Source organism: Streptomyces sp. NPDC037242 (genome assembly GCF_055604165.1).
Map to the genome: position 1 here is coordinate 1 of NZ_JBVJUY010000046.1, position 21,148 is coordinate 21,148.

Genomic DNA, 21,148 nt, shown 5'->3' on the forward strand with positions numbered 1-21,148 from the left:
CCCCCCCCCCCCCCCCCCCCCCCCCCCCCCCCCCCCCCCCCCCCCCCCCCCCCCCCCCCCCCCCCCCCCCCCCCCCCCCCCCCCCCCGGGCCCGGTGGGCGCGCGGCTCCGGGGCGGCGGCCGCCGTTGGACCGATCCGGTGGGGCGGCCGCGTCCGGCGCCGCCGAACCGTGCGGTTCACCGGACCGGGGGAGTCCACCGGACGGGACCGGAGGTGCGCGGGGGTGGACCCGACGGGAATTTCCGGACAGGGTGCGGAGGGGAACGGCCGTACGGATGCCGGGGGAGGCGCGACCTCCGGCGCTCCGCGCGGCCGCACGTCCCCCTCCCCTCCCGCATGCCCTGCCCTGCCCGTACGGAGTGCCGAACCATGACCGCAGATGCCGCGCCCGCGCCCGACGCGACCACACCAGCAGTTCCAGACCCCACGCCAGTCCCCGCCCCCACCCCCGCGCCCTGGAAGGGCTGGGCCGCCGTCTGCGCCGTCGCGCTCGGCATCTTCTGCCTGATCACCTCCGAACTGCTCCCCGTGGGACTGCTCACCCCGGTCGGCGCCGATCTCGGCGTGTCCGACGGCACCGCCGGCCTGATGGTCACCGTGCCGGGGCTGGTCGCCGGAGTCTGCGCGCCGCTCGTCACCGTCGGCGCCGGCCGGCTCGACCGGCGGCACGTGCTGTGCGCGCTGATCGCCCTGACGGCCGCCGCCAACCTCGTGGCCGCCCTGGCCCCCTCCTTCGCGGTGCTCCTCGCGGCCCGGCTGCTCGTCGGGGTCGGCGTGGGCGGCTTCTGGGCGATAGCCGGGGGCCTCGCCGTACGACTGGTCCCCGAGCGCCACGTCGGCCGCGCCACCGCGCTCGTCTTCGGCGGCGTCCCCACCGCCTCGGTGCTCGGGGTCCCCGCGGGCACCCTGCTCGGCGAACTCGGCAGCTGGCGCACCGCCTTCGCGGCCGTCGGGGGCCTCGGCCTCGCCACGCTGGCCGCCCTGCTCCTGCTGCTCCCCCCGCTGCCGCCGACCCGGCAGATCTCCTTGCGCCAACTGCCCGCGCTGCTGCGGGGCAACCGCGGGGTCCGGGCCGGGGTGGCCGTCACCTTCCTGGTGGTGACCGGCCAGTTCGCCGCGTACACCTTCGTACGGCCGATCCTCCAGGACGTCTCGGGCATCGACACCGGGTTGGTCAGCACGCTCCTGCTCGGGTACGGCGTCGCGGGAGTCGCCGGGAACTTCCTTACGGGGACCCGCGATGCGCCCCGTACGCTGCTCGTGGTCAGCGCCTGTCTGACCCTGGTCCTGGGGCTGATCGCCGTCGTGCCCGGAGCGGTCGCCGGAACGGTCCTGCTGCTGGTCTGGGGGCTCGTCTACGGCGGGGTCTCGGTGAGTCTGCAGACCTGGATGACCAGGGCCGCCCCGAAGGCCGCCGAGGCCGCCTCCTCGCTGATGGTGGCCATGTTCAACCTGGCCATCGCCGCGGGCGCGTTGGCCGGGGGCCTCGCCGTCGACGGGCTCTCGGCGCCGGCCGCGCCGCTCACCGGAGCCTGCCTGATGTGCCTGGCGGCCGTCACGATCCGGGTCACCTCGCGGGCGGGGGCCGCCGCCGGGCGCTGAGCCGCCGAAGGGGTGCGGGACGCGGTCGCGTACCAACAGATCGGACCGTTGGGGCGCATCGGACATCCGGCTTGACTCGGGCCATCCCGGGGGGAAAGAGTGCGCCGATCGAGCACCACTGCACCGCGCATGAGCTGCACTCCGGAGATGCCCAACATGTCCATATCCGTCCGCTCTTCGTTCGCCTCAGCGGCAGCGCTCGGCGGTTCCCTCGCAGCCGGCATGGTCGGCGCCGTCACGATCGCCGTCGCGGTCGCGCCCACGGCCTTCGCCACCCCGGAGCCGCAGCCCACCACCTGCACGGGCGCACTCGGCATCGCGGGCCGCTACGGCGAGTTCATCGAGGGGGACGACCAGCACACCCCGGATGCCGAAGGCGCGGTGGCCGTCGGCGGGAACGCGGACTTCCGGGGCGGATTCAGCGTCGGCCAGGAGCTGAGCACCGCCCAGGCCGACGCGCTCCCGGGCGGCAACGCCCTGGTCGTGGCCGGCAACATCACCGGCGACGTACGGGTGGTCAACGGGAACGGCATCTACGGCGGCACCCTCACCGGGCTCGCCGAGGCCCACAACGGCAAGGTGGCCAAGGGCCCCTCGCCCATCGACTTCACCGCCGAGTTCCGCGCACTGCGCAAGACCTCCACCGCGCTCGCCGCCGCCCAGTCGCCCACCGCACAGTGGCGCCTGGACGACTCCACCCTCCAGCTCACCGGCACCGACGCGCGGTTCAACGGCTTCGTCCTGCCCGCCACCGAGCTGGAGAAGGCCAAGGAGATCCGGATCAGGGTCCCGGTCGGCGCGGTCACCGTGGTCAACGTCAAGGGCGCCGCGTACGACCAGAACAAGGCGGGAACCACCGGCTTCTTCCTCTGGGACGAGGCGGGCAGGCGCGAGATGCTCGACGACAAGCTCAGCAGCGCGGCCGACGGAGACATCCGCGCCAAGCTGATGTGGAACTTCCCCGACGCCACGAAGGTCACCAAGAAGAGCGGCAACGCCTGGCCGGGCACCATCCTCGCCCCCGACGCCGCAGTCGACCTCGGCGACGGCGGCCCGGTCAACGGCTCGGTCATCGCCAAGTCGCTGACCGGCAAGGGAGGTGCCGAGACGCACCACTACCCCTTCACCGGCTGCCTCCCGAACGGCCCGGTCCCCGCGGGGAACACCCCCTCGCCCGGCGCCCCGGCCCCGGCGGGCGCGACCCCGCCCGCCGCCCCGGTGCCCGGACAGCCCGCCACCCCCGGGACTCCGGGCAGGCCCACCGCGGAGCCGCCGGGCACGCCCGGCGGATCCGCGACCCCCGGCCCGTCCCGCGGCACCCCGGCCGCGGCCACCGGCGGCAGCGGTGGCAAGGGCGGTGATCTGGCCCGGACCGGCGCCGACGTGGCCGTGCCGCTGGCCATCGGCGGCGGCCTCGTGCTGGCCGTCGGTGCGGGCATGGTCCTGGTCGCGCGGCGGCGCAGGGCCTGACCGGCCGGACGGGGGCCGGCACCGCACCGCCGCGCCGGCCCCCGTCCCCGCCGGGAGACAACCGTGACAACCGTGTCCCCAGAACCAGACGAGAGCGGGATCGCCCCCGACGACGCCCCGCTCGTACGCCCTTACGTCGCCCCCTCGGGCCGCCCGCCCGGGCTGCCCCGGCCGACCCTGCCCACCTGGCCGCAGAGCGGTCCCGCCGCCGTACCGGCACGGTCGCCCGCTCCGGTGATCCCGGCTCCCGTAGCCGTCCCGCAGGACCGGGACCGGGAACGGAGCACCCGGCTGCCGCTGGCGGTCCTCGCCCTGCTCGCACTTGCCGCCGCGGGCGTCCTCGTACTGCTGCGCACCCCGGAGCCGGAGCCCCCGCAGGCGGGAGCGGCGCCCGGGCTGTCCGTGCCGGTGCTTCCGGCGCGCAGCCCCGGCGCCGACGCGGAGCCCTCGCCCGACGGGACCGCCGGATCCTCCGAGCCCAGGCCGTCGGGGCCGACCGCACCCGGCCCGTCGGGGAGCGCGGCCGCGAGCCGCGACGCGCAGCCGGGGCAGCCGCCGCCGAGGGCCCGGGCGGCGGGACCGTCGGCGGCGACCGGCTCCGGGACGCTGCGCCCGGGCGACCAGGGGCCCGAGGTGCGCACCTTGCAGCAGCGGCTCTACGGGCAGGGGTTCACGTACGTCTCCGTCACCGGGACGTACGACGAGCAGACCCGGCGCGGGGTCCTGCAGCTCCAGCAGAACAGGAGCATCAAGGGTGACCCGCCCGGCGTCTACGGCCCGGCCACGCGGGCCGCGTTCGGACTCGCCGGGTACTGAGGGGCCGGCGCGGGGCCTCAGCGGCCGCCGGAGACGCGCAGGACGGTCCCTGTCGTGTACGAGGCGTCCGGGGAGAGCAGCCACGCGATGGCCCCGGCGACCTCCTCGGGCTGTCCGGGCCGACCGAGCGGGATCCCTGCCGCCGCGCGGGCCGGCCGGTCGGGGTCGCCCATGGCGGCGTGCATGTCGGTGTCGATGATGCCCGGCGCCACCGCGTTGACCCGGATCCCGTCGGGTCCGAGCTCCTTGGAGAGCCCGACGGTCAGTGCGTCGGTGGCCGCCTTGGTCGCGGCGTAGTGGACGTAGTCGCCGGGGCTGCCGAGGGTGGCGGCCGCGGACGAGACGTTGACGATCGCCCCGCCGCCCGCCTCGGCCATGTCCCGGGCGGCCCGACGGCAGCACAGCAGGTACCCGAGCAGGTTCACCTCCACGACCCGCCGCAGGTCCTCGGTCCTCGCGTCGGCCAGCCGGCCCAGGGGCCCGGTCACCCCGGCGTTGTTGACCAGGCCGGTCACCGTGCCCAACTCGGCTCCGGCGATGTCGAAGAGCCGCTCGGCGTCGCACTCGTCGGCGGTGTCCCCGCGTACGGTCACACACCGCCCGCCGGTCGCCCGTACGCGCTCGGCGGTGGCCTTGGCGGCCGCCTCGTCGTGGACGTAGCCGAGCACGATGTCGTGCCCGTCCGCGGCGAGCCGCACGCAGGTTGCCGCGCCGATCCCCCTGCTCCCGCCGGTGACGACGGTGACCGGTCGACGTGCCATGTGAACCTCCTGTGTGACGCTGTCCCCCTGCCGTGCCCGCGCCCATGATCGCGAGTCCCGACCTCGGACACCAGCCCGGCCCGCTGCGGCGGCCGGGCGGAGATTAGCAGTGCGATAAACGCTGGACCAGCGGAAATAGCGGGACGCAGAGTGGCATCGATGCCGAACACGAAGATGTCCTAGGAGCCTTTCCATGTCGACCCTGCGCGTCACCGCCGAAGAGCTGACCGTCCACGAGCACCCGAACGCCGACGCGTTGGAGCTGGCCCAAGTGGGCCTGTACCGGGCCGTCGTGGCCAAGGGGGCCTACACGACGGGTGAGTTCGCGCTCTACATACCGGAACAGGCCGTACTGCCCGCCGGTTTGATCGAGGAGCTCGGACTGACCGGACGGCTGGCGGGCGGCGCCGCCGACCGGGTCAAGGCCGTCCGGCTGCGCGGCGAGCTGTCGCAAGGACTCGTATGCCGGCCGATGGCGCTCGCCGGGGTGGACCTGGCGCAGGCCGCCGAGGAGGGCACGGACTTCGCGGAGCTGCTCGGCATCACCAAATGGGCGCCGCCCATCCCCACGACGATGAGCGGCGACGTCGCGGCCGCGCCCGACCTGCTGCCGTGGGTGGACATCGAGAACCTCCAGCGCTACCCGGACGTCTTCGAGGCCGGCGAGCCCGTCGTCCTCACCGAGAAACTGCACGGCACCGCCTGCCTGTCGACGTATGTCGTCGAGGGCAGTCACGTGCTGGTCTCGTCCAAGGGGTTCGGCTCCAAGGGGCTCGCGCTCAAGGAGGACGAGCGCAACCTGTACTGGCGGGCCGTGCGCGGCCACGGCGTCCCCGAGGTCGCGGCCCGGCTGGCGGCGCGGCTCGGTGCCACCCGGGTCGGCATCTTCGCCGAGGTGTACGGCAGGGGCGTCCAGGACCTGGCGTACGGAACCGACGTACGCACGGCCGAGGCGCCGCCCGGGTACGCCGTCTTCGACGTCTCCGCCGAGATCGACGGCCAGGTCCGCTGGCTGGACCCGGCCGAGGTGCTGCTGGACGGCGAACTGCCGCTCGTACCACGGCTGTTCGAGGGACCTTACGACCTCGACACCGTCCTGGAGTGGGCGAGCGGCCGCGAGACCGTGTCCGGGCGGGCCCTGCACCTGCGCGAGGGGGTCGTCATCCGGCCCGCGGCGGAGCGCTACAGCCCGGTGGTCGGCGGCCGCGCCATCGCGAAGGCGGTCAGCCCGGCGTACCTGACGCGCAAGGGCGGCACGGAGTACGAGTGAGGCGACCAGGCTAGCCTGGCGGGATGATCGCGAACGATGCGCTGTCCCGCGCCCTCGACGCCCCGGGGGACCCGCGGGTGCGCCCGCTGCCGCCGGAGGTGGCCGAGCTGCTGCGCGTGCTGGCGGCTCCGCCCCGGCTCGCGGCGCACCTGCGGCTCGTGCACGACGTGGCGTACGAACTGGCCGACTGGCTGACCGGGTACTGCCCGGGTCTGGCCTTCGGCCGGGAGGCCGTGCTGTTCGGTGCGGCCACGCACGACGTGGGCAAGGCGGTGCACCCCGCCGAGCTCACCGGCCCCGGCTCCGCGCACGAGCCGGCCGGGCGGGACCTCCTGCTCGACCACGGCTTCGGCGCGGAGCGGGCCCGGTTCGCAGCGACCCACGCCGCCTGGGCGGAGCCGGGCGTGAGCCTTGAGGAGCTGTTGGTCAGTACCGCCGACAAGGTGTGGAAGGGCAAGCGGGTACCGGAGTTGGAGGACCTCCTGATCGGTCGCCTGGTCGGAGCGGTGGGCGGTGAGCGTTGGGAGGTGTACCTGCGGCTCGACGAGTTGCTCGGGCGGATCGCCGAGGGCGCGGACGGCCGCCTGGCCTTCCAGGCCGCGCATCCCGTCTGAACCGGCGCCCGTCTGAACGGGCGCCCGTCTGAACGGGCGCCCGTCTGAACGGGCGCCCGTCTGAACGGGCGCCCGGCCGGGCGTCGCGGCGCGGTGGAGCCCCGGTCGCGGCACCACCCGCGCTACCCGCGCCGCGCGGTGGCCTCGCCCCGGGTGTTCAGGGCCGTGCGCCAGCCCGGCTGTTCCGCCTGCGGCTGCGGGCTGCTCCCGCGTCGGCCGCCCGTGGCGAAGAAGGCCGACAGCGGCAGCGTGGCAGCGCCGACGGTGACGGCGTCCGGGCCCAGGGAACCCATGTCGATGGTGACCCGGGCGGCGGGATGGCGCAGGGAGTACCGGGTCGCGTGCTCCCGTACCGCCGGAAGGATGCGCGGCCCGAGCATCAGGCCCGCCCAGCCGCCGAGCAGGATGCGCTCGGGCTGGAACAGGTTGATCACGTCCGACAGGCCCGCGCCGAGGTACTCCGCCGTCTCGTCCAGCACCTCCCGGGCCACCGGGTCACCGGCGTCCGCCGCCGCCAGCAGCGCGGCGAGGGCCTCCTCCTCGTCCACGGCGGCCCCCGCGCCCCCGCCCTGCTCCGTCCATCGGGCCAGCAGGGACTCCGCGCCCGTGTACGCCTCCAGGCAGCCCAGCGCCCCGCACCGGCAGCGCCGCCCGCGTACCGACACGGTCAGGTGGCCCCACTCCAGCGGCGTGCCTTCGGTGTTGCCGCCCTCGGGGGAGCCGTCGGTGATCAGGCTCGCGCCGACGCCCGAGCCGAAGAGGACCACGACCGCGTCCCGGGCACCGCGGCCCGCCCCGAACCACATCTCCGCCTGGCCGAGCGTGCGCGCGCCGTTGTCGATGATGTACGGGACCTCGGGCGGCACGGCTCCGGTGGCGCGCAGCAGCGCCTCCAGCGGGACCGCGTCCCAGCCGATGGTCTGCCCGTGCACGACGGCCCCGCCGGGCGCGTCGCGGTCGACGATGCCGGGCACGCCCACCCCGACCCCCAGCAGTCGCTCCGTGCCGACTCCGGCCTCGGCGAGCACGGTGGCGATCCCGGACCGCACATGGTCCACGATCGGGCCCACGTCGTAGCAGCCGCGGGGCTTCAACGGCATCTCGGTGCGGGCGAGTTCGGTGAGCGCGAGGTCGAACAGCTCGACGCGGACCCGGGTCTCGCCGACGTCGATCCCGATCATGTGGGCGCTGCCGGGCGCCACGCGCAGCAGGGTGCGGGGCCTGCCCCCGTCGGAGTCGACGATGCCGGCCTCCTCCAGGAGCCCGTCGGCGACGAGTTCGCCGACCACGTTGCTGACGGACCCCGAGCTCAGCCCGGTGGCGGGGCCCAGCTCCTGACGGCTCATCGGCCCGCCGAAATACAACCGCTGCAGTACGGCGCTGCGGTTGCCGCGTCGCAGGTCCCGCACCGTACGTCCGCTACGCCCCGTGGTCATGTGGCTCCTTCCGTGCTGACGTCGATCGCAACATACCCCTGCGCGACCCCTTGACGCGACCCTTTCCCGAGGCTTAACTCACGTCCTAAATTAAGGCCTGGTTGTAACGGGGCGACCGAGCCCGGGCGCTCGGACCGCATCACCGGCCTTTCTCCCGACCTGCCGAAAGGGACCGAGCCGCCATGCGCAGAACCCGAGCCGCAGCCGCCGCCACCGCCGTCTCCCTGCTCACCGTCGCCGCCACCGCCTGCGGCGGTGGCTCCGCCGACAACGCGGGCGGCTCCAACACCGCCCCCAAGGAGCTCACCTACTGGGCCTCCAACCAGGGTCCCGACATCGCGGCGGACCAGGCGGCCCTCGGCCCGGAGCTGAAGAAGTTCGAGGAGCGGACCGGCATCAAGGTCAAGCTGGAGGTGGTTCCTTGGTCCGACCTGCTCAACAGGATCCTCGCGGCCACCGCCTCCGGCCAGGGCCCGGACGTCCTCAACATCGGCAACACCTGGTCCTCCTCCCTCCAGGCAACCGGCGCCCTGCTGCCCTGGGACGCCAAGAACTTCGACGCGATCGGCGGCAAGGGCCGGTTCGTCGACTCCGCCATCGGTTCGGCCGGCGCCCCAGGCAAGGACCCGGCCGCCGTCCCGCTCTACTCGATGGCGTACGCGCTCTACTACAACAAGAAGATGTTCCAGGAGGCGGGCATCGAGAAGCCCCCGGCCACCTGGGACGAGATGACCGCCATCGGCCGGCGGCTGTCCAAGGACGGCAAGTGGGCGCTGGGAGCCGAGGGCTCGAACCCCGCCAACAACATCCACCAGGTCTTCGTCCTCGCCAAACAGCACGGCGCGGACTTCTTCGACGCGGCCGGCAGGCCCACCTTCGACACCCCGGCCAACGTCCAGGCGGTCAAGCAGTACGTCGACCTGATGGCCAAGGACAAGATCATCGCGCCCGGCAACGCCGAGTACGAGAAGAACCAGTCCCTCCAGGACTTCGCCAACGGCAGGACCGCCATGGTCCTGTGGCAGAGCGCGGCCAGCAGCTTCAAGTCCCACGGGATGAAGGAGGGCGACTGGGGAGTGGCCCCCGTCCCGGTGCCCGCCGGCGGCGCCCCCGGCACCGGCAGGAACACCAACTCCATGGTCGCCGGGATCAACATGGCCGTCTTCAGGAACACCGACAACATCGACGGCGCGCTGAAGTTCGTGAAGTTCATGACCAGCGACGAGGAACAGAAGCTCCTCAACAAGACCTACGGCTCCATCCCGCCCGTCAAGGCCGCCCAGAGCGACCCCGCCTTCGCCGACGAGGACCTCACCGTGCTGCGCGACACCCTCGCCACCAGCGCCGCCCCGCTCCCGCAGGTCCCCGAGGAGTCCCAGTTCGAGACCGCCGTCGGCACCGCCGTCAAGGAGCTGTTCGCCGACGCCGCGGCCGGCCGGCCGGTGACCGTCGAATCGGTCAGGTCGAAGCTCACCAAGGCCCAGCAGCAGATGGCGAAGTGAGCGCAGCCCAATGACATCCGCGACCGCCGGGCGGGTGCGGCGTACCGCTGCCCGCGCGCACCGCACCGGACGGGTACGGCGTACCGCCCTGCCCTACCTCCTGCTCCTGCCCGCCCTGCTCCTCGAACTGCTCATCCACCTCGTCCCGATGGCGATGGGCATCATGATGAGCTTCCGGGAGCTGACCCAGTTCTTCATCCGGGACTGGTCCAGCGCCCCCTGGACGGGATTCGACAACTACGAACTCGCCGTCGACGTCAACAAGCCCGTCGGCGAGGCCCTGCTCGGCTCCTTCCTCACCACCTGCGCCTTCACCCTGCTCTCCGTAGGCCTGTGCTGGTCCGTCGGCACCGCCGCCGCCGTGTTCATGCAGGAGACCTTCCGCGGCCGCGGCATCCTGCGGGCGCTGTTCCTCGTCCCGTACGCCCTGCCCGTCTACGCGGCCGTCATCACCTGGGCGTTCATGTTCCAGCGGGACAACGGCCTGGTGAACCACGTCATCCACGACCAGCTGGGCATCGGCGGCGCCGAACACACCTTCTGGCTGCTGGGCGACAACAGCTTCTGGGCCTTGCTGACCGTGTCCGTCTGGAAGGGCTGGCCGTTCGCCTTCCTGATCGTGACGGCCGCCCTGCAGAACATCCCCAAGGAGCTCTACGAGGCCGCCGCGCTGGACGGGGCCGGCGTCTGGCAGCAGATCCGCCGGATCACCCTGCCCTCGGTCGGCGCGGTCAACCAGGTACTGGTCCTGGTGCTGTTCCTGTGGACCTTCAACGACTTCAACACGCCCTTCGTACTGTTCGGCAGATCGGCCCCCGAGGCCGCCGATCTCATATCCATCCACATCTACCAGTCCAGCTTCGTGACCTGGAACTTCGGCACCGGCTCGGCGATGTCCGTCCTGCTGCTGCTCTTCCTGCTGCTCGTCACGGCCGGATACCTGGTCCTCACGACGAGGGGACGGAGGAACGCCGATGCCTAGGTCGTGTCGTCGAAGTCCCGTCTGGCCGGCGGGGCCTGGCACCGGAGCCGGACGCACGGCCAGGGCCCGCAGCCCGCTCGACCCGCCCGCCTCCTTCAAGGCGATCCGCGCGGTCTTCCTGACCCTGCTCAGCGCCTTCGTGCTGCTGCCCGTCTACGTGATGGTCACCAGCTCGCTCAAACCGCTCAAGGACGTGGCGGGACAGTTCCGCTGGATCCCCAGCGGGCTCACCGTCCGCCCCTACATCGACATCTGGCACACCGTGCCGCTCGCCAAGTACTTCGTGAACTCCCTGATCGTGGCCGGCGCCGCCACCATCTGCTCCGTGGTGATCGCCGTCTTCGCGGCCTACGCGGTCAGCCGCTACCGCTTCCGCGGCAAGCGCCTGTTCACCGTCACCGTGCTCTCCACCCAGATGTTCCCCGGGATCCTCTTCCTGCTCCCGCTGTTCCTGATCTTCGTGAACATCGGCAACACCACCGGAGTGGCGCTCTACGGCTCACGCGGCGGACTGATCCTCACCTACCTCACCTTCTCCCTCCCCTTCTCCATCTGGATGCTCATCGGCTACTTCGACTCGGTACCCCGCGACCTCGACGAGGCCGCCACCGTCGACGGCTGCGGACCGCTCGGCGCGCTGCTGCGCGTCGTCGTGCCGGCCGCCGTCCCCGGCATCGTCGCCGTCGCCGTGTACGCCTTCATGACCGCCTGGGGCGAGGTCCTGTTCGCCTCCGTCATGACGAACGACGCCACCCGCACCCTGGCCATCGGCCTGCAGGGCTACTCCACCCAGAGCGACGTCTACTGGAACCAGATCATGGCCGCCTCGCTCGTCGTCAGCATCCCCGTCGTCGCCGGATTCCTGCTGCTCCAGCGGTACTTGGTGGCCGGACTCACGGCAGGAGCCGTCAAATGACCCTTTCCGAACGCCTCACCGTGACCGAAAGCCCCACCGTGACCGCACGCGCCGCCGTCGAGAACGTCATCGACCTCGCCGCCCTGCCCCGCGACTTCGTCTGGGGCACCGCGACCTCCGCCTACCAGATCGAGGGCGCTGTGGCCGAGGACGGCCGCGGCCCCTCCATCTGGGACACCTTCTCCCACACCCCCGGCGCCATCGACGGCGGACACGACGGGGACACCGCCTGCGACCACTACCACCGCTGGCGCGAGGACATCGGCCTGATGCGACGGCTCGGCACCAACGGCTACCGGCTGTCCGTCGCCTGGCCGCGCGTCCTGCCCGGCGGTGACGGCAGGGTCAACGCCAAGGGCCTGGACTTCTACGACCGGCTGGTGGACGGACTGCTCGCCGCGGGCGTCGCCCCCTCCGTCACCCTCTACCACTGGGACCTGCCCCAGGCCCTCCAGGACCGCGGCGGCTGGCCCGAACGAACCACCGCCGAGCACTTCGCCGCGTACGCCGGCCTGGTCGCCGAGCGCCTCGGCGACCGCGTCACCCAGTGGGCCACGCTGAACGAACCGCTCTGCTCGGCGTGGATCGGCCATCTGGAGGGCAGGATGGCCCCCGGCTGGACCGACCTGACCGCCGCCGTCCGCGCCTCCTACCACCTCCTCCTCGGGCACGGCCTCGCCACCAGGGCCATCCGCGCCGCGGCCCCCGGCGCGCAGATCGGCATCGTCAACAACCTCTCCACCGTCGAGCCCGCCACCGGCAGCGCCGCCGACCGCGCCGCCGCACGCCGGATGGACGGCCACGTCAACCGCTGGTGGCTCGACCCCGTCCACGGCCGCGGCTTTCCCGCCGACATGCGCGAGGTCTACGGCGTGGACCTGCCGGAACGCCCCGGCGACCTCGACACCATCGCCGAGCCGCTCGACTGGACCGGCCTGAACTACTACTTCCCGCAGGTGGTCACCGCCGACCCCGGCGCCCCCGCGCCCCACGCCCGCATGATCGAGCGCCCCGGCGTCCCGCGCACCGGCATGGACTGGGAGGTCGACGCCGACGGGCTGGAAACGCTGATCATGCGGCTGACCGAGGAGTACGGCGCCCGGCGCATCCACATCACCGAGAACGGCTCCTCGTACCCCGACACCGTGGCCCCCGACGGCAGCGTGCACGACCCCCGCCGCACCGCGTACCTGACGGCCCACCTGGCCGCCTGCGCCCGCGCCGCCCGCCGCGGTGCTCCGCTGGCCGGGTACTACGCCTGGTCCCTGCTGGACAACTTCGAATGGGCCTACGGCTACGACAAGCGCTTCGGCCTGATCCACGTCGACTACGCCACGCAGCGCCGCACGATCAAGTCCAGCGGCCACCACTACGCGGACGTGATCGCCGCCCACAAGGCCCTGTAGCCCCCGCGCCGCGCCGTGCCCGCCCGGCTTCCACGGGCGGGCACGGCCTTTCGTGGTGGGATGGTCCGGGGGCGGTTCCAGCAGCTCACGGAGAGGCGAGGCGCATGTCCGAAGACACCGAGGGCACCATGCGGGCGATGGCGTACGAGACGTACGGCGGGTCGGAGGTGCTCTCCGAGACCCGGCTCCCGGTGCCCAAGGTCGGCCCCGGCGAGGTCCTCGTACGGGTCAAGTGCGCCTCGGTCAACCCCGTCGACTGGAAGATCATGTCGGGCGGGCTCGACGGCCTGATGGACGTCGTGTACCCCGTGGTGCCCGGCTGGGACGTGGCCGGAACCGTAGAGATCGTCGGCATCGACGTGCCCGAGTTCACGGCCGGCGACGAGGTCGTCGCCTACGCCCGCAAGGACTACGTGCACGGCGGTACCTTCGCCGAGTTCGTCACCGTGCCCGTACGCGCCCTCGCGCCCAAGCCGATCTCCCTCAGCTGGCAGGAGGCGGCCGGCCTGCCGCTGGCCGGGCTCACCGCGTACCAACTGCTCACCCGTCTCGACACCGGTAAGGACGACACCGTGCTCATCCACGGCGCGGCGGGCGGAGTGGGCACCCTCGGTGTGCAGATCGCCCGGGCTCTGGGCGCCCGCGTCATCGGCACGGCCTCCCCGCGCAACCACGATCGGCTGCGGGAACTGGGCTGTGAGCCGGTCGAGTACGGCGAGGGCCTCGCCGGCCGCGTCCGCGAGATCGCCCCGGAGGGCGTCACCGTCGTCGCGGACTTCGTCGGCGGCGTCCTCGACACCACCCGGGCGGTCCTCGCCGAGGGCGGCCGTCACGCCTCCATCGCCGACCACACCGTGCTCGGCGACGGCGGCCAGTGGATGTGGGTGCGGCCCGTCGGCAGCGACCTCGCGGAGCTGGGCGGGCTCGCGGACAGCGGCAAGCTCACCGTCACCGTGGCCAAGACCTTCCCGCTCGCCGAACTCGCGGCCGCCTTCGAACTCAGCCGGGCCGGACACGCCGCCGGGAAGATCGTCCTGGAGATCTGAGCGGAACGCGGAACGCGGGACGGCCGGTGGCCGCCCCGCGTTCCGGGGGCAGGGGGAGGGGGACGGAGAGGGTAAGGGTCAGGGTCAGGGTCAGGGGAAGGAAACGACGGTGGAGGGGACGGTCGAGGTGCCCGAGGTCGGCGCGCCCGTGGCGTTGATGACGTGCTCGTACTGGCCGTTGCCGCCGAGCGAGACGACGAGCAGGTCGTGGAACTTCACGCCCGGCTTCACCGGTGCCTGGAAGCCGTGGTCCTGACGGATCGTCGGGTCCACGTTGTAGTAGCAGTAGCTGCCCAGGCCCCAGCCCTCGTGGGTGGTGACCGAGTCGGCAACCTTGTACGCCGCGTACCCCTTGACCGAACCGTTCTGAATGGCCGCCTGGTTGGGGGCGTCGTAGGCCTTCTCGTTCTGGAAGAAGACCGTGCGCCCGCGGTTGCCGTTCCACTCGACGTCGTACTTGTTGAAGTGCTCGACGAAGAGCCCGGTGGCCAGTACGTCGTCGCCGTTGACCCGGAATCCGTAGTCGGCGCGGTTCGTCTCCCAGCCCACCCCGTCGCCATGGTCGGCGCGCCAGATCCAGGTGTGGTCGACGATCGTGTCGTGGTTGTTGACCACCATGCCCACGGTCGCCTTGCCGGGCCCGGCACCGCCGACCCGGATGAACACGTCCTGGACGGTGGTCGGGTTCGCGGCGTGGTCCGTGGTGGTGCCGGCCGGGCCGACCTCCAGCAGGCTCGGTGAGTTGACGGCTCCCGCGTCGATCAGGAACCCGGCGAGCTTCACGCCGTCCACATCGGCGACCTTCATCGCGGTCACCCCGTTGTCCGGGACGATCGTGGCGAGGCCGAGGCCCAGCACCACCGTGTCGGGGCGGTCCACCCGGATGGTCCGGTCGACGTGGTAGACGCCCGGGGTGAAGAGCAGGTGCAGGCCCTGGGCCAGCGCCTGGTTGATCGTCGAGGCGGTCGCACCCGGCTTGACCACGTAGAACCGGTCGAGCGGGATCGAGGTGCCCTGCGGTGCACCGTTGCCCCAGGAGGTGCCGCGGGCGTTCGTGCGCTTCGCCGGCACGAACACCTTGTAGTCGTTGCCGTCCAGGTACAGGAACGGCTTCTCGCGTGAGACGGGCGTGGTGTCGAGCGTGGTGTACGGCGGATTCGGGAAGCTCTGTGCGGGTGCGCCCTGGACGCCGGAGAAGACCTGGTTCCAGACGCCGTTGCCCCAGCTGCCGATGGAGCTGTCGCGGGTGTACCACTGCTGCTGCGAGTAATTGCCGACCTGGCCGTCGATCCGGGAGTCGGCGATGTAGCCGCCGGACGCCCAACCATAGCCGGTGGGGGCGAGGTTGAGGCCGCCCTTGACGTGCATCCGGCGGAACGGCGCGGCCTGCGAAACGGCCCAGCGGTCGGTCCCGTTGACCGGGTTGAGCGCGAGGTTCTCCGCCGAACGCCAGAAGTTCTGGGTGGCGTTGCCGTTGAACCAGCCCGCGTCGACGGTCACGTCACCGTTGATGGTGGTGTCGTCCGGGCTGAGTCCGAGGCCGGAGACGGAGGTGTAGAAGCCGATCTGGGCGTTGAGCCCGTTGTAGGTGCCCGGCTTGAACAGGAACTGGTAGCGGCCGGAGCCGAACTGGGCGGATTCCTGCTGCCTGAACACCTCGTCAAGTCTGGCCTGGATGTTCGGCGTCGACGGGTCGAAGACGATCACGTTCGGGCCGAGGTCCCCGCCGCCGGGGAGGGTCGGGCCGGTGCCGGTGGTCCCGTAGACCTGGAACTCCCAGAGCGAGTAGCCGTAGACGGTGGTGCGCTGGGTCCCGTACATCCGTACGTAGCGGGCGGTGCCGGTGATGTCGTGCGCGGCGGTCCCGCCGGTGCCGGCGGTGGTCGAGTGGGCGGTGGACCAGGTGCTGCCGTCGGTGGACAGCTCGATCCGGTACGCCTTGGCGGCCGCGGTCTCCCAGCGCAGGACGACCTGGCTCAGTTGGGCGGGGGCCCCGAGGTCGACCTGGATCCACTGCGGGTCGGCGAACTGGCTCGACCAGCGAGTGCCGTTGTCGCCGTCCACGGCGGCGCCCGCGGGGGTCCCCGCGCCTTCGAGGCTGGAGGCGGTGGCGGGTCTGCCCTGTGAGAGGAGCGTGGGAGCGGCGGTGGCGGCGGTGCCCGGGAGGAGCACCAGCAGGGCCGCGACCAGTGCGGCGGCGAGCGCCGCGATGGTGAGCCGCGGCGGGCGATCGGAGAGGACGGGCATGCGGGGCACTCCTGACGTCATGGATCCGGGGGGATCGAAGCGTGAGTGAACTGGCCCTGCATGGGGGCGTCAAGGGTTTCGGCGTTCATGAATTGAAGATCAAATGCCATGTCACATACGCCTCAGGCCTGTGAACTCGGGGTTCTTTCAATCCTTGTGAAAAGTATTGACGAAAAAAGATGCCGGGACTCTACTGAGGCTCTGACCGCTCCGTCCCGCCATGCCCGCTGCGACGGGACGGAGCTCTCTCGGTTCGGGAAGTGTCCAACTCCTCGGCCCCGTTGCCTACTTGTGTTCGTTACTCGGAGGTGAAGCGGATCGCGCCGCACTCCGCCCATGTCACCTCGACACCCGGAAGGGCGGCCGACCACGGCGCGGTCAGAGCGGCCAGCCGGGCCGCGTCCGGTGGGTTCGCGCCGAGGCCTATGGCGTAGCGGGCCAGCGTGTCGGCCGACTCGACCGGCCGCGGCCAGGCGTGCGCGTCCGCGACCCCGGCCTCGGGCAGGGCGCCCAGCAGGGCGCGCAGGCGCCCGCGCATCCGCCCCCTGCACTCCTCCAACTCCCGTGCGCCACCCGCCCGTACGGTGACCACGGCCCAGGCCGCGTGCCGCCGGTGCAGGGCCGGGGCCGTCCGGGGCAGCGCCCCCGGGTCGGCCTCCAAGGCCTCCCAGGCCGCGTACAACTCCCGCCCGAGCAGATCCCGCAGCCCGGAGCCCACCTGGGCCGTGCAACTGCGGACCGGCGCGGAAGGGGTGAGGACGGTGACCGGGCCGAGGTCCCCGTACGGCGCCTCCGCGCCCGGCGCCAGGCCGACCGGGACGCGCCAGTCCCACGCCGCCCACGTCCCGAAGAACTCCCGCCGCAGGGCCTCGGGAGAGAGGTCGTCGGCCTCGCGCACGGTGCGCGCGGCCAGCACGGTCCAGGCCAGACCGGGCAGCCCACCGCACGGCGCGGAATCCAGCCCCCGGGCACGGGCCCAGGCCTTCACCTCGCGCGCCAGCCCGGCGAAGGCGGCGTGTTCCGTGCCCACGAACTCCCGTACGGCCTCGGCATCGCTCACCGCGCTCAGCGCCACCGCGGCCGCCTCGCCCAGCTCGGCCCGCCGGGCCACCGCCCGCGCCGGAGCCAGGCCGCCCGTCGCCACCACGACCAGGTCCACGTCCAGGCCGGCCACCCGCAGGCGCAGCCCCGGGACCCGCGCGCCCGTCACCTCCCGCAGCCGCTCGGCCTCCGGCAGCGCGGCCGCCACCGCCGCCCGTACCCCCGCCACGCCGGTGGCCGTGCCAGGCAGCGCCGCCACCAGGTCCAGATCGGCCCCGGGCAGCGCGCAGCCCATCCGGCGGGAGCCCGCCACATGCACCACGGCGTCCGGCAGCGCCGCCGCGATCCGCGCCAGGACGCGCTCGGCCGTGCCGGGCGGTGGCACCTCGCCCGCGCCGGCCGTGCCGCCCACCGGATCGCCCGTCCCCTCCGGCTCCCACCGGACCTCGCCCGTACCCAACTCCACCGTCGCCCGGACCCGCATCGGCCCGTCCCCGCGCCGCGACAGCACCGCGAGCGACCCGACCCGCGCCGGGACCCCGCGGCCGTCCCCGCCGAGCCGCGCGGCGAACTCCCGCACGGCCCGCTGCGGGTCCTGGCTGCGCCCCAGCGTCAGGTGCGGCGTGTAGCCGCCGGAGCGGCCCCGGCACTGGGGGAAGCGCCGGGCCAGCGCGCGCCACAACTCCTGCCACGCGGCGCCCGCCTCCGTGCCCGTACCCGAGTCCGCCGCCGGGTCCAGCCAGATCGTTGCGTCCTCCCGGTGCCCGAAGCTGTGCACGCCGGACAGCCGCGCCGTGAACGGGGCCGTCCCCGCCGCCACTTCGGCCAGCAGTGGCAGGGCCGCCCCGAAGGAGGACTCCGGCACGAAGCCGAAGAGCAGGTTCACGTGCGCGGGCCAGCGGTCCACCTGCGGGTCGTGCTCCCGCCGCAGGGCCTCGACCGCCGGATCGTGCGGCGCCAGCCATGCCACCGCCGTCCGCGCGGTCGACCGTACGTCGAGCACCGCGGGCCCCGCGTCGGACGGATCCCCGAGGTCCAGCGTCGCCTCGACCCCGTAATGGTCGGAGATGAACAGCCCCTCCGGCCCCGGGGAATCGCCGCGCAGCGTCGCCCGGTCCACCCGGGCCCGCGGCGACCGCAGCAGGATCCGGTCCAGCCGCCCCGCCCGCCCGGACAGCGAGCCCACCGCCGCCAGCGGATTGGCCACCGGATCGAAGGTCGGTGTCCCGTCCCGCTCCCCGTGTACGTCGCTCCAGGCGTCCCGGAGCCCCAGAGCGGCCGCCGGTCCCGCGGCGCCGGTCCGACCGTCGTTGAAGTCGCCGAGCAGCGCCACATCGGCCTCGACGCCGCCCAGCCCCTCGGCCAGCCGGGCCAGCTCGGCGGTCCGCCGCCCGGCGCCGTTCTCGCTGTGGTCGCTGCTCAGGTGCGTGGCCGCGACCACCAGGGGTCCGGCCGAGGTGGCCACGGTGACGGCGCTGACCGCCTTGTGCGGGCCCAGCGAGTGCAGCCCCGCCTCCCGCACCGGCAGTCGGCTCAGCACCAGCAGCCCGCTCTCGGCGACGTCCTTGCCGCCGGGGTCGGTGCCCAGCGTGTATCCGGCCCGCACCCAAGGCTCGGCGAGCAGCATGCGGAGCAACTCGGGCTCCACCTCCTGGAGCGCGATGACATCGGCGTCGGCGGTCGCCAGGTCGGCCAGCAGCAACGGCCTGCGCCGGGCGGTGGCGATGCGCGGGGCGTCGTACCGGTCCCAGAGCGTGTTCCAGGTCAGCAGCCGCACCTGCGCGGGGCCCGGCGCGGCGGGTGGCGCCTCGGCCGGCAGCCAGGCGCCGCCGCCCGCCGGGTCCCATGAGTACGGGGTGCGGGCGGTGAAGAAGGGCGCCCGCAGCAGCCGCGGTTCGCGGACCCGCCCGGCCGGGGTGCTGTCGATCAGGTCCACGCCCGTGGCCCGGTCCCACACCAGCTCGCCGTCCGCCTCGACGAACAGCACTCGGTGCCAGGGGATGTCGCCGCCGGGCACGAAGGACGGCAGCGGTACGCGCTTGGGCGCGGCCCCGCGCTGGAGCAGCCCCAGCACGAAGCGGGCGGGGTCGAAGCGGGGGTCCCAGCGGACCTGGTGGTAGAGCTCCTCGCTGGTACGCATCAGCAGTCCCTGTCCCCGTCCCCGTCCCCGTCCCCGGCCCTGTCCGTGTCCCTGTCCGTGTCCCTGTCCTCGTTCTTGATCCCGTCGAGGGATCCCGCCGTGTCCTCCACCGTGCCGCCCGCGCCGACGTACCAGGTGCGGTGCGCCTGCCCGGGGTACGGCGGGCTGAACCGGTGCAGTTGCGAGGCCAGCACCTGCGGCGGCACCGGGTGCGCGCGCACGAGGTTGCGCCGCAGCAGTTCCGCCTCGTCGACCAGCACCACGGCGTGGGTCACCAGCGCGTCGCGGCGCCGCGCGACCGCACCCGCGAGGCCGCGCTGCTGGCACGTGAGGGAGGTGGCGTCCCACACCACCGTGCCGCCGGTCCGCGCGGCGGCGGCCAGAGCGGCGTCCAGCCGGACCAGGCCCTCGCGGAGCACGTCCGCGTTGGCACGCTGGTCGGAGCGGGAACCCCGGGCCGTGCGCAGATCGTCAAGACTGATGTACGCGCCGACCCCGGGCAGGCTTCGGGCGTAGGTGCTCTTTCCGCTGCCCGAGGGCCCGCACAACTGCACCAGGCGGGGGAAGGCCCCCTCGCGCCACCGCCAGGTCGCGGCCACCGCCTCCTCGGCCGTGGCCACCCTGCCCTGCCCGAAGGCCTCCCGCGCCTGGACCCAGCAGCGGTCGGCCGCGTCCGCGCCCAGCCCCGCGAGGGCCTCCCGCAGCCCCGACCGCAGCGGACCCAGCGGATCCGGTACGAGCAGACCTGCCTCCTCGGCGCACAGCGCGGACCAGTCCACGCACTCCCGCCCCTCGGCGTCCCCGGCGGCCGCCGTGCCCGCGGCGAGCGCGTGCAGCACCCCGAGGTCCGCCGCGGCGGCCAGGCGGACCAGCCCGGCCCGCCGCTCCTCCTCCGGGAACGGCCGCCGCAGGTGCGGGGCGAGCCCCACGAGGTCGGCCACCCGCCGGGCGAGCGGCATCCCGAGCGGCCCCGTGGCCAGCGACGCGGCGAGCCGGGCCCGGGGCCGCCGGTGCAGTACCGCGGCCAGTGTTCCGACCAGCCGGTCCTCGCCGGTCCGGCCCAACCCGTCCAGCCGCGCCACGACTTCGGCGACGGTCTCCGCCTCGACCGGCTCGGTGGTTTCCGCCGCCTCCGCCGCCCCCGCCGCGCCGACGGCGGCCAACAGTCCCGCCGGGTCCGCCTCGGCCCCCGACCGCACCGCCCACAGCGGAGCGGCCGGGCCCAGCCCGTTCGGCACCACCGCCGCGTACATCCAGTGGGTGCCGGTCTGCACGTGGCCGCCCCGTACCCACTTGGCCACGTACCGCCCGAAGTCGCCGCGCGAGAATCCGGCCACGGTCCGTACGACGTAGCCCTCCTGGCGCGTGGTGTCGAGCCGCAGCTTGCGCAGCGCGCGCTCGTCGAACGTCCCGCGCCACAGCACGCGCGGGCCCGGTACCCCGAGGCCGTGCAGGAACCGTACGGTCCGGTCCCAGTCCAGGCAGTGCTCCCCGTCCCATACCGAGAACCCGTAGAACCAGGAGTCGAGTTCCTCGTACGCGAGGGAGTGGCGGGCGTACACGTTCTCCCCGCACACCCGCCAACCGGCCGGAATCCCGGCGCCGATGCGACCCTGGAGCCCCTTGACCCAGGCCCGCGACGGATGGTGGCCCGAGTCCAGCGAGCGCGCGTGCAGGCCGTCGGAGTACAGGGTGGTGTTCTCGCCGTCGAGCTTCTCGGTGACCACCACTTCCCGCCCGGCCAGCCCGGCGAGTCCGCTGGTCCGCTCGTCGTCGGGGGTCGCCCCGGGCGACCACGGCAGGTGCGGGGTCCGGGGGTAGTGGGTGCGCATGATCCGCTCCTGCTCGACAACGTGGTGCCTCGTCACTCTAGGTATGCGGAGCAGGGACCTCCACCT

General features: G+C 73.5%; 15 protein-coding genes. 10 read left to right on the top strand and 5 right to left on the bottom strand.

What is annotated here, in order from left to right:
• Positions 1-370 precede the first annotated feature (370 nt).
• The 3 genes from ACZ7GJ_RS35440 to ACZ7GJ_RS35450 all read left to right on the top strand — a co-directional run bounded on the left by ACZ7GJ_RS35440 (position 371) and on the right by ACZ7GJ_RS35450 (position 3,889).
• Positions 371-1,603, top strand: a complete 1,233-nt coding sequence (locus ACZ7GJ_RS35440; protein ID WP_470757732.1) for an MFS transporter — start codon at positions 371-373, stop codon at positions 1,601-1,603.
• A gap of 156 nt (positions 1,604-1,759) precedes the next feature.
• The gene (locus tag ACZ7GJ_RS35445; protein ID WP_470757734.1) at positions 1,760-3,073 is read left to right on the top strand and encodes a choice-of-anchor A family protein; all 1,314 of its coding nucleotides are present in this window, start codon (positions 1,760-1,762) and stop codon (positions 3,071-3,073) included.
• Positions 3,074-3,145: 72 nt separating this feature from the next.
• A complete protein-coding gene (locus ACZ7GJ_RS35450; protein WP_470757736.1) occupies positions 3,146-3,889 on the top strand; it encodes a peptidoglycan-binding domain-containing protein in 744 nt (247 codons plus the stop codon).
• A gap of 17 nt (positions 3,890-3,906) precedes the next feature.
• Here the strand turns inward: ACZ7GJ_RS35450 and ACZ7GJ_RS35455 are convergent, their stop codons facing one another.
• On the bottom strand, positions 3,907-4,650 hold the full coding sequence (locus ACZ7GJ_RS35455) for an SDR family NAD(P)-dependent oxidoreductase (protein WP_470757738.1): 744 nt from the start codon (positions 4,648-4,650) through the stop codon (positions 3,907-3,909).
• 193 nt (positions 4,651-4,843) lie between these two features.
• On the opposite strand from ACZ7GJ_RS35455, the gene ACZ7GJ_RS35460 reads away from it, so the two are divergent.
• Both ACZ7GJ_RS35460 and ACZ7GJ_RS35465 read left to right on the top strand, forming a co-directional pair.
• A complete protein-coding gene (locus ACZ7GJ_RS35460; protein ID WP_470757739.1) occupies positions 4,844-5,920 on the top strand; it encodes an RNA ligase (ATP) in 1,077 nt (358 codons plus the stop codon).
• A 23-nt stretch (positions 5,921-5,943) separates the two neighbouring features.
• Complete coding sequence (locus ACZ7GJ_RS35465) at positions 5,944-6,534, top strand: HD domain-containing protein (protein ID WP_470757741.1); 591 nt, start codon at positions 5,944-5,946, stop codon at positions 6,532-6,534.
• A 122-nt stretch (positions 6,535-6,656) separates the two neighbouring features.
• Here the strand turns inward: ACZ7GJ_RS35465 and ACZ7GJ_RS35470 are convergent, their stop codons facing one another.
• Positions 6,657-7,970: an ROK family transcriptional regulator gene (locus tag ACZ7GJ_RS35470; RefSeq protein WP_470757743.1), complete on the bottom strand. Its 1,314-nt coding sequence runs from the start codon at positions 7,968-7,970 to the stop codon at positions 6,657-6,659.
• A 182-nt stretch (positions 7,971-8,152) separates the two neighbouring features.
• Between ACZ7GJ_RS35470 and ACZ7GJ_RS35475 the strand changes: the two genes are divergently transcribed.
• The 5 genes from ACZ7GJ_RS35475 to ACZ7GJ_RS35495 all read left to right on the top strand — a co-directional run bounded on the left by ACZ7GJ_RS35475 (position 8,153) and on the right by ACZ7GJ_RS35495 (position 13,822).
• On the top strand, positions 8,153-9,472 hold the full coding sequence (locus ACZ7GJ_RS35475) for an ABC transporter substrate-binding protein (RefSeq protein ID WP_470757745.1): 1,320 nt from the start codon (positions 8,153-8,155) through the stop codon (positions 9,470-9,472).
• Between the two features lie 10 nt (positions 9,473-9,482).
• Positions 9,483-10,454, top strand: coding sequence for a carbohydrate ABC transporter permease (locus ACZ7GJ_RS35480; protein WP_470757747.1), 972 nt, complete (start codon positions 9,483-9,485; stop codon positions 10,452-10,454).
• Positions 10,447-11,370: a carbohydrate ABC transporter permease gene (locus tag ACZ7GJ_RS35485; protein WP_470757749.1), complete on the top strand. Its 924-nt coding sequence runs from the start codon at positions 10,447-10,449 to the stop codon at positions 11,368-11,370. The genes ACZ7GJ_RS35480 and ACZ7GJ_RS35485 overlap by 8 nt, the downstream gene beginning before the upstream one ends.
• Positions 11,367-12,776, top strand: coding sequence for a GH1 family beta-glucosidase (locus tag ACZ7GJ_RS35490; RefSeq protein WP_470757751.1), 1,410 nt, complete (start codon positions 11,367-11,369; stop codon positions 12,774-12,776). Before ACZ7GJ_RS35485 ends, ACZ7GJ_RS35490 begins: the two co-directional genes overlap by 4 nt.
• 128 nt (positions 12,777-12,904) lie before the next feature.
• Positions 12,905-13,822, top strand: coding sequence for an NADP-dependent oxidoreductase (locus tag ACZ7GJ_RS35495; protein ID WP_470757834.1), 918 nt, complete (start codon positions 12,905-12,907; stop codon positions 13,820-13,822).
• Positions 13,823-13,912: 90 nt separating this feature from the next.
• On the opposite strand, the gene ACZ7GJ_RS35500 is transcribed toward ACZ7GJ_RS35495, so the two are convergent.
• The 3 genes from ACZ7GJ_RS35500 to ACZ7GJ_RS35510 all read right to left on the bottom strand — a co-directional run bounded on the left by ACZ7GJ_RS35500 (position 13,913) and on the right by ACZ7GJ_RS35510 (position 21,082).
• Positions 13,913-16,069 carry a discoidin domain-containing protein gene (locus tag ACZ7GJ_RS35500; RefSeq protein WP_470757752.1) on the bottom strand — a complete coding sequence of 719 codons (2,157 nt, stop codon included), beginning with the start codon at positions 16,067-16,069 and terminating at the stop codon, positions 13,913-13,915.
• Between the two features lie 298 nt (positions 16,070-16,367).
• Positions 16,368-19,250: a poly(A) polymerase gene (locus ACZ7GJ_RS35505; RefSeq protein WP_470757754.1), complete on the bottom strand. Its 2,883-nt coding sequence runs from the start codon at positions 19,248-19,250 to the stop codon at positions 16,368-16,370.
• Positions 19,250-21,082, bottom strand: coding sequence for an RNA ligase family protein (locus tag ACZ7GJ_RS35510; RefSeq protein WP_470757756.1), 1,833 nt, complete (start codon positions 21,080-21,082; stop codon positions 19,250-19,252). Before ACZ7GJ_RS35510 ends, ACZ7GJ_RS35505 begins: the two co-directional genes overlap by 1 nt.
• Between the last annotated feature and the right edge of the window lie 66 nt (positions 21,083-21,148).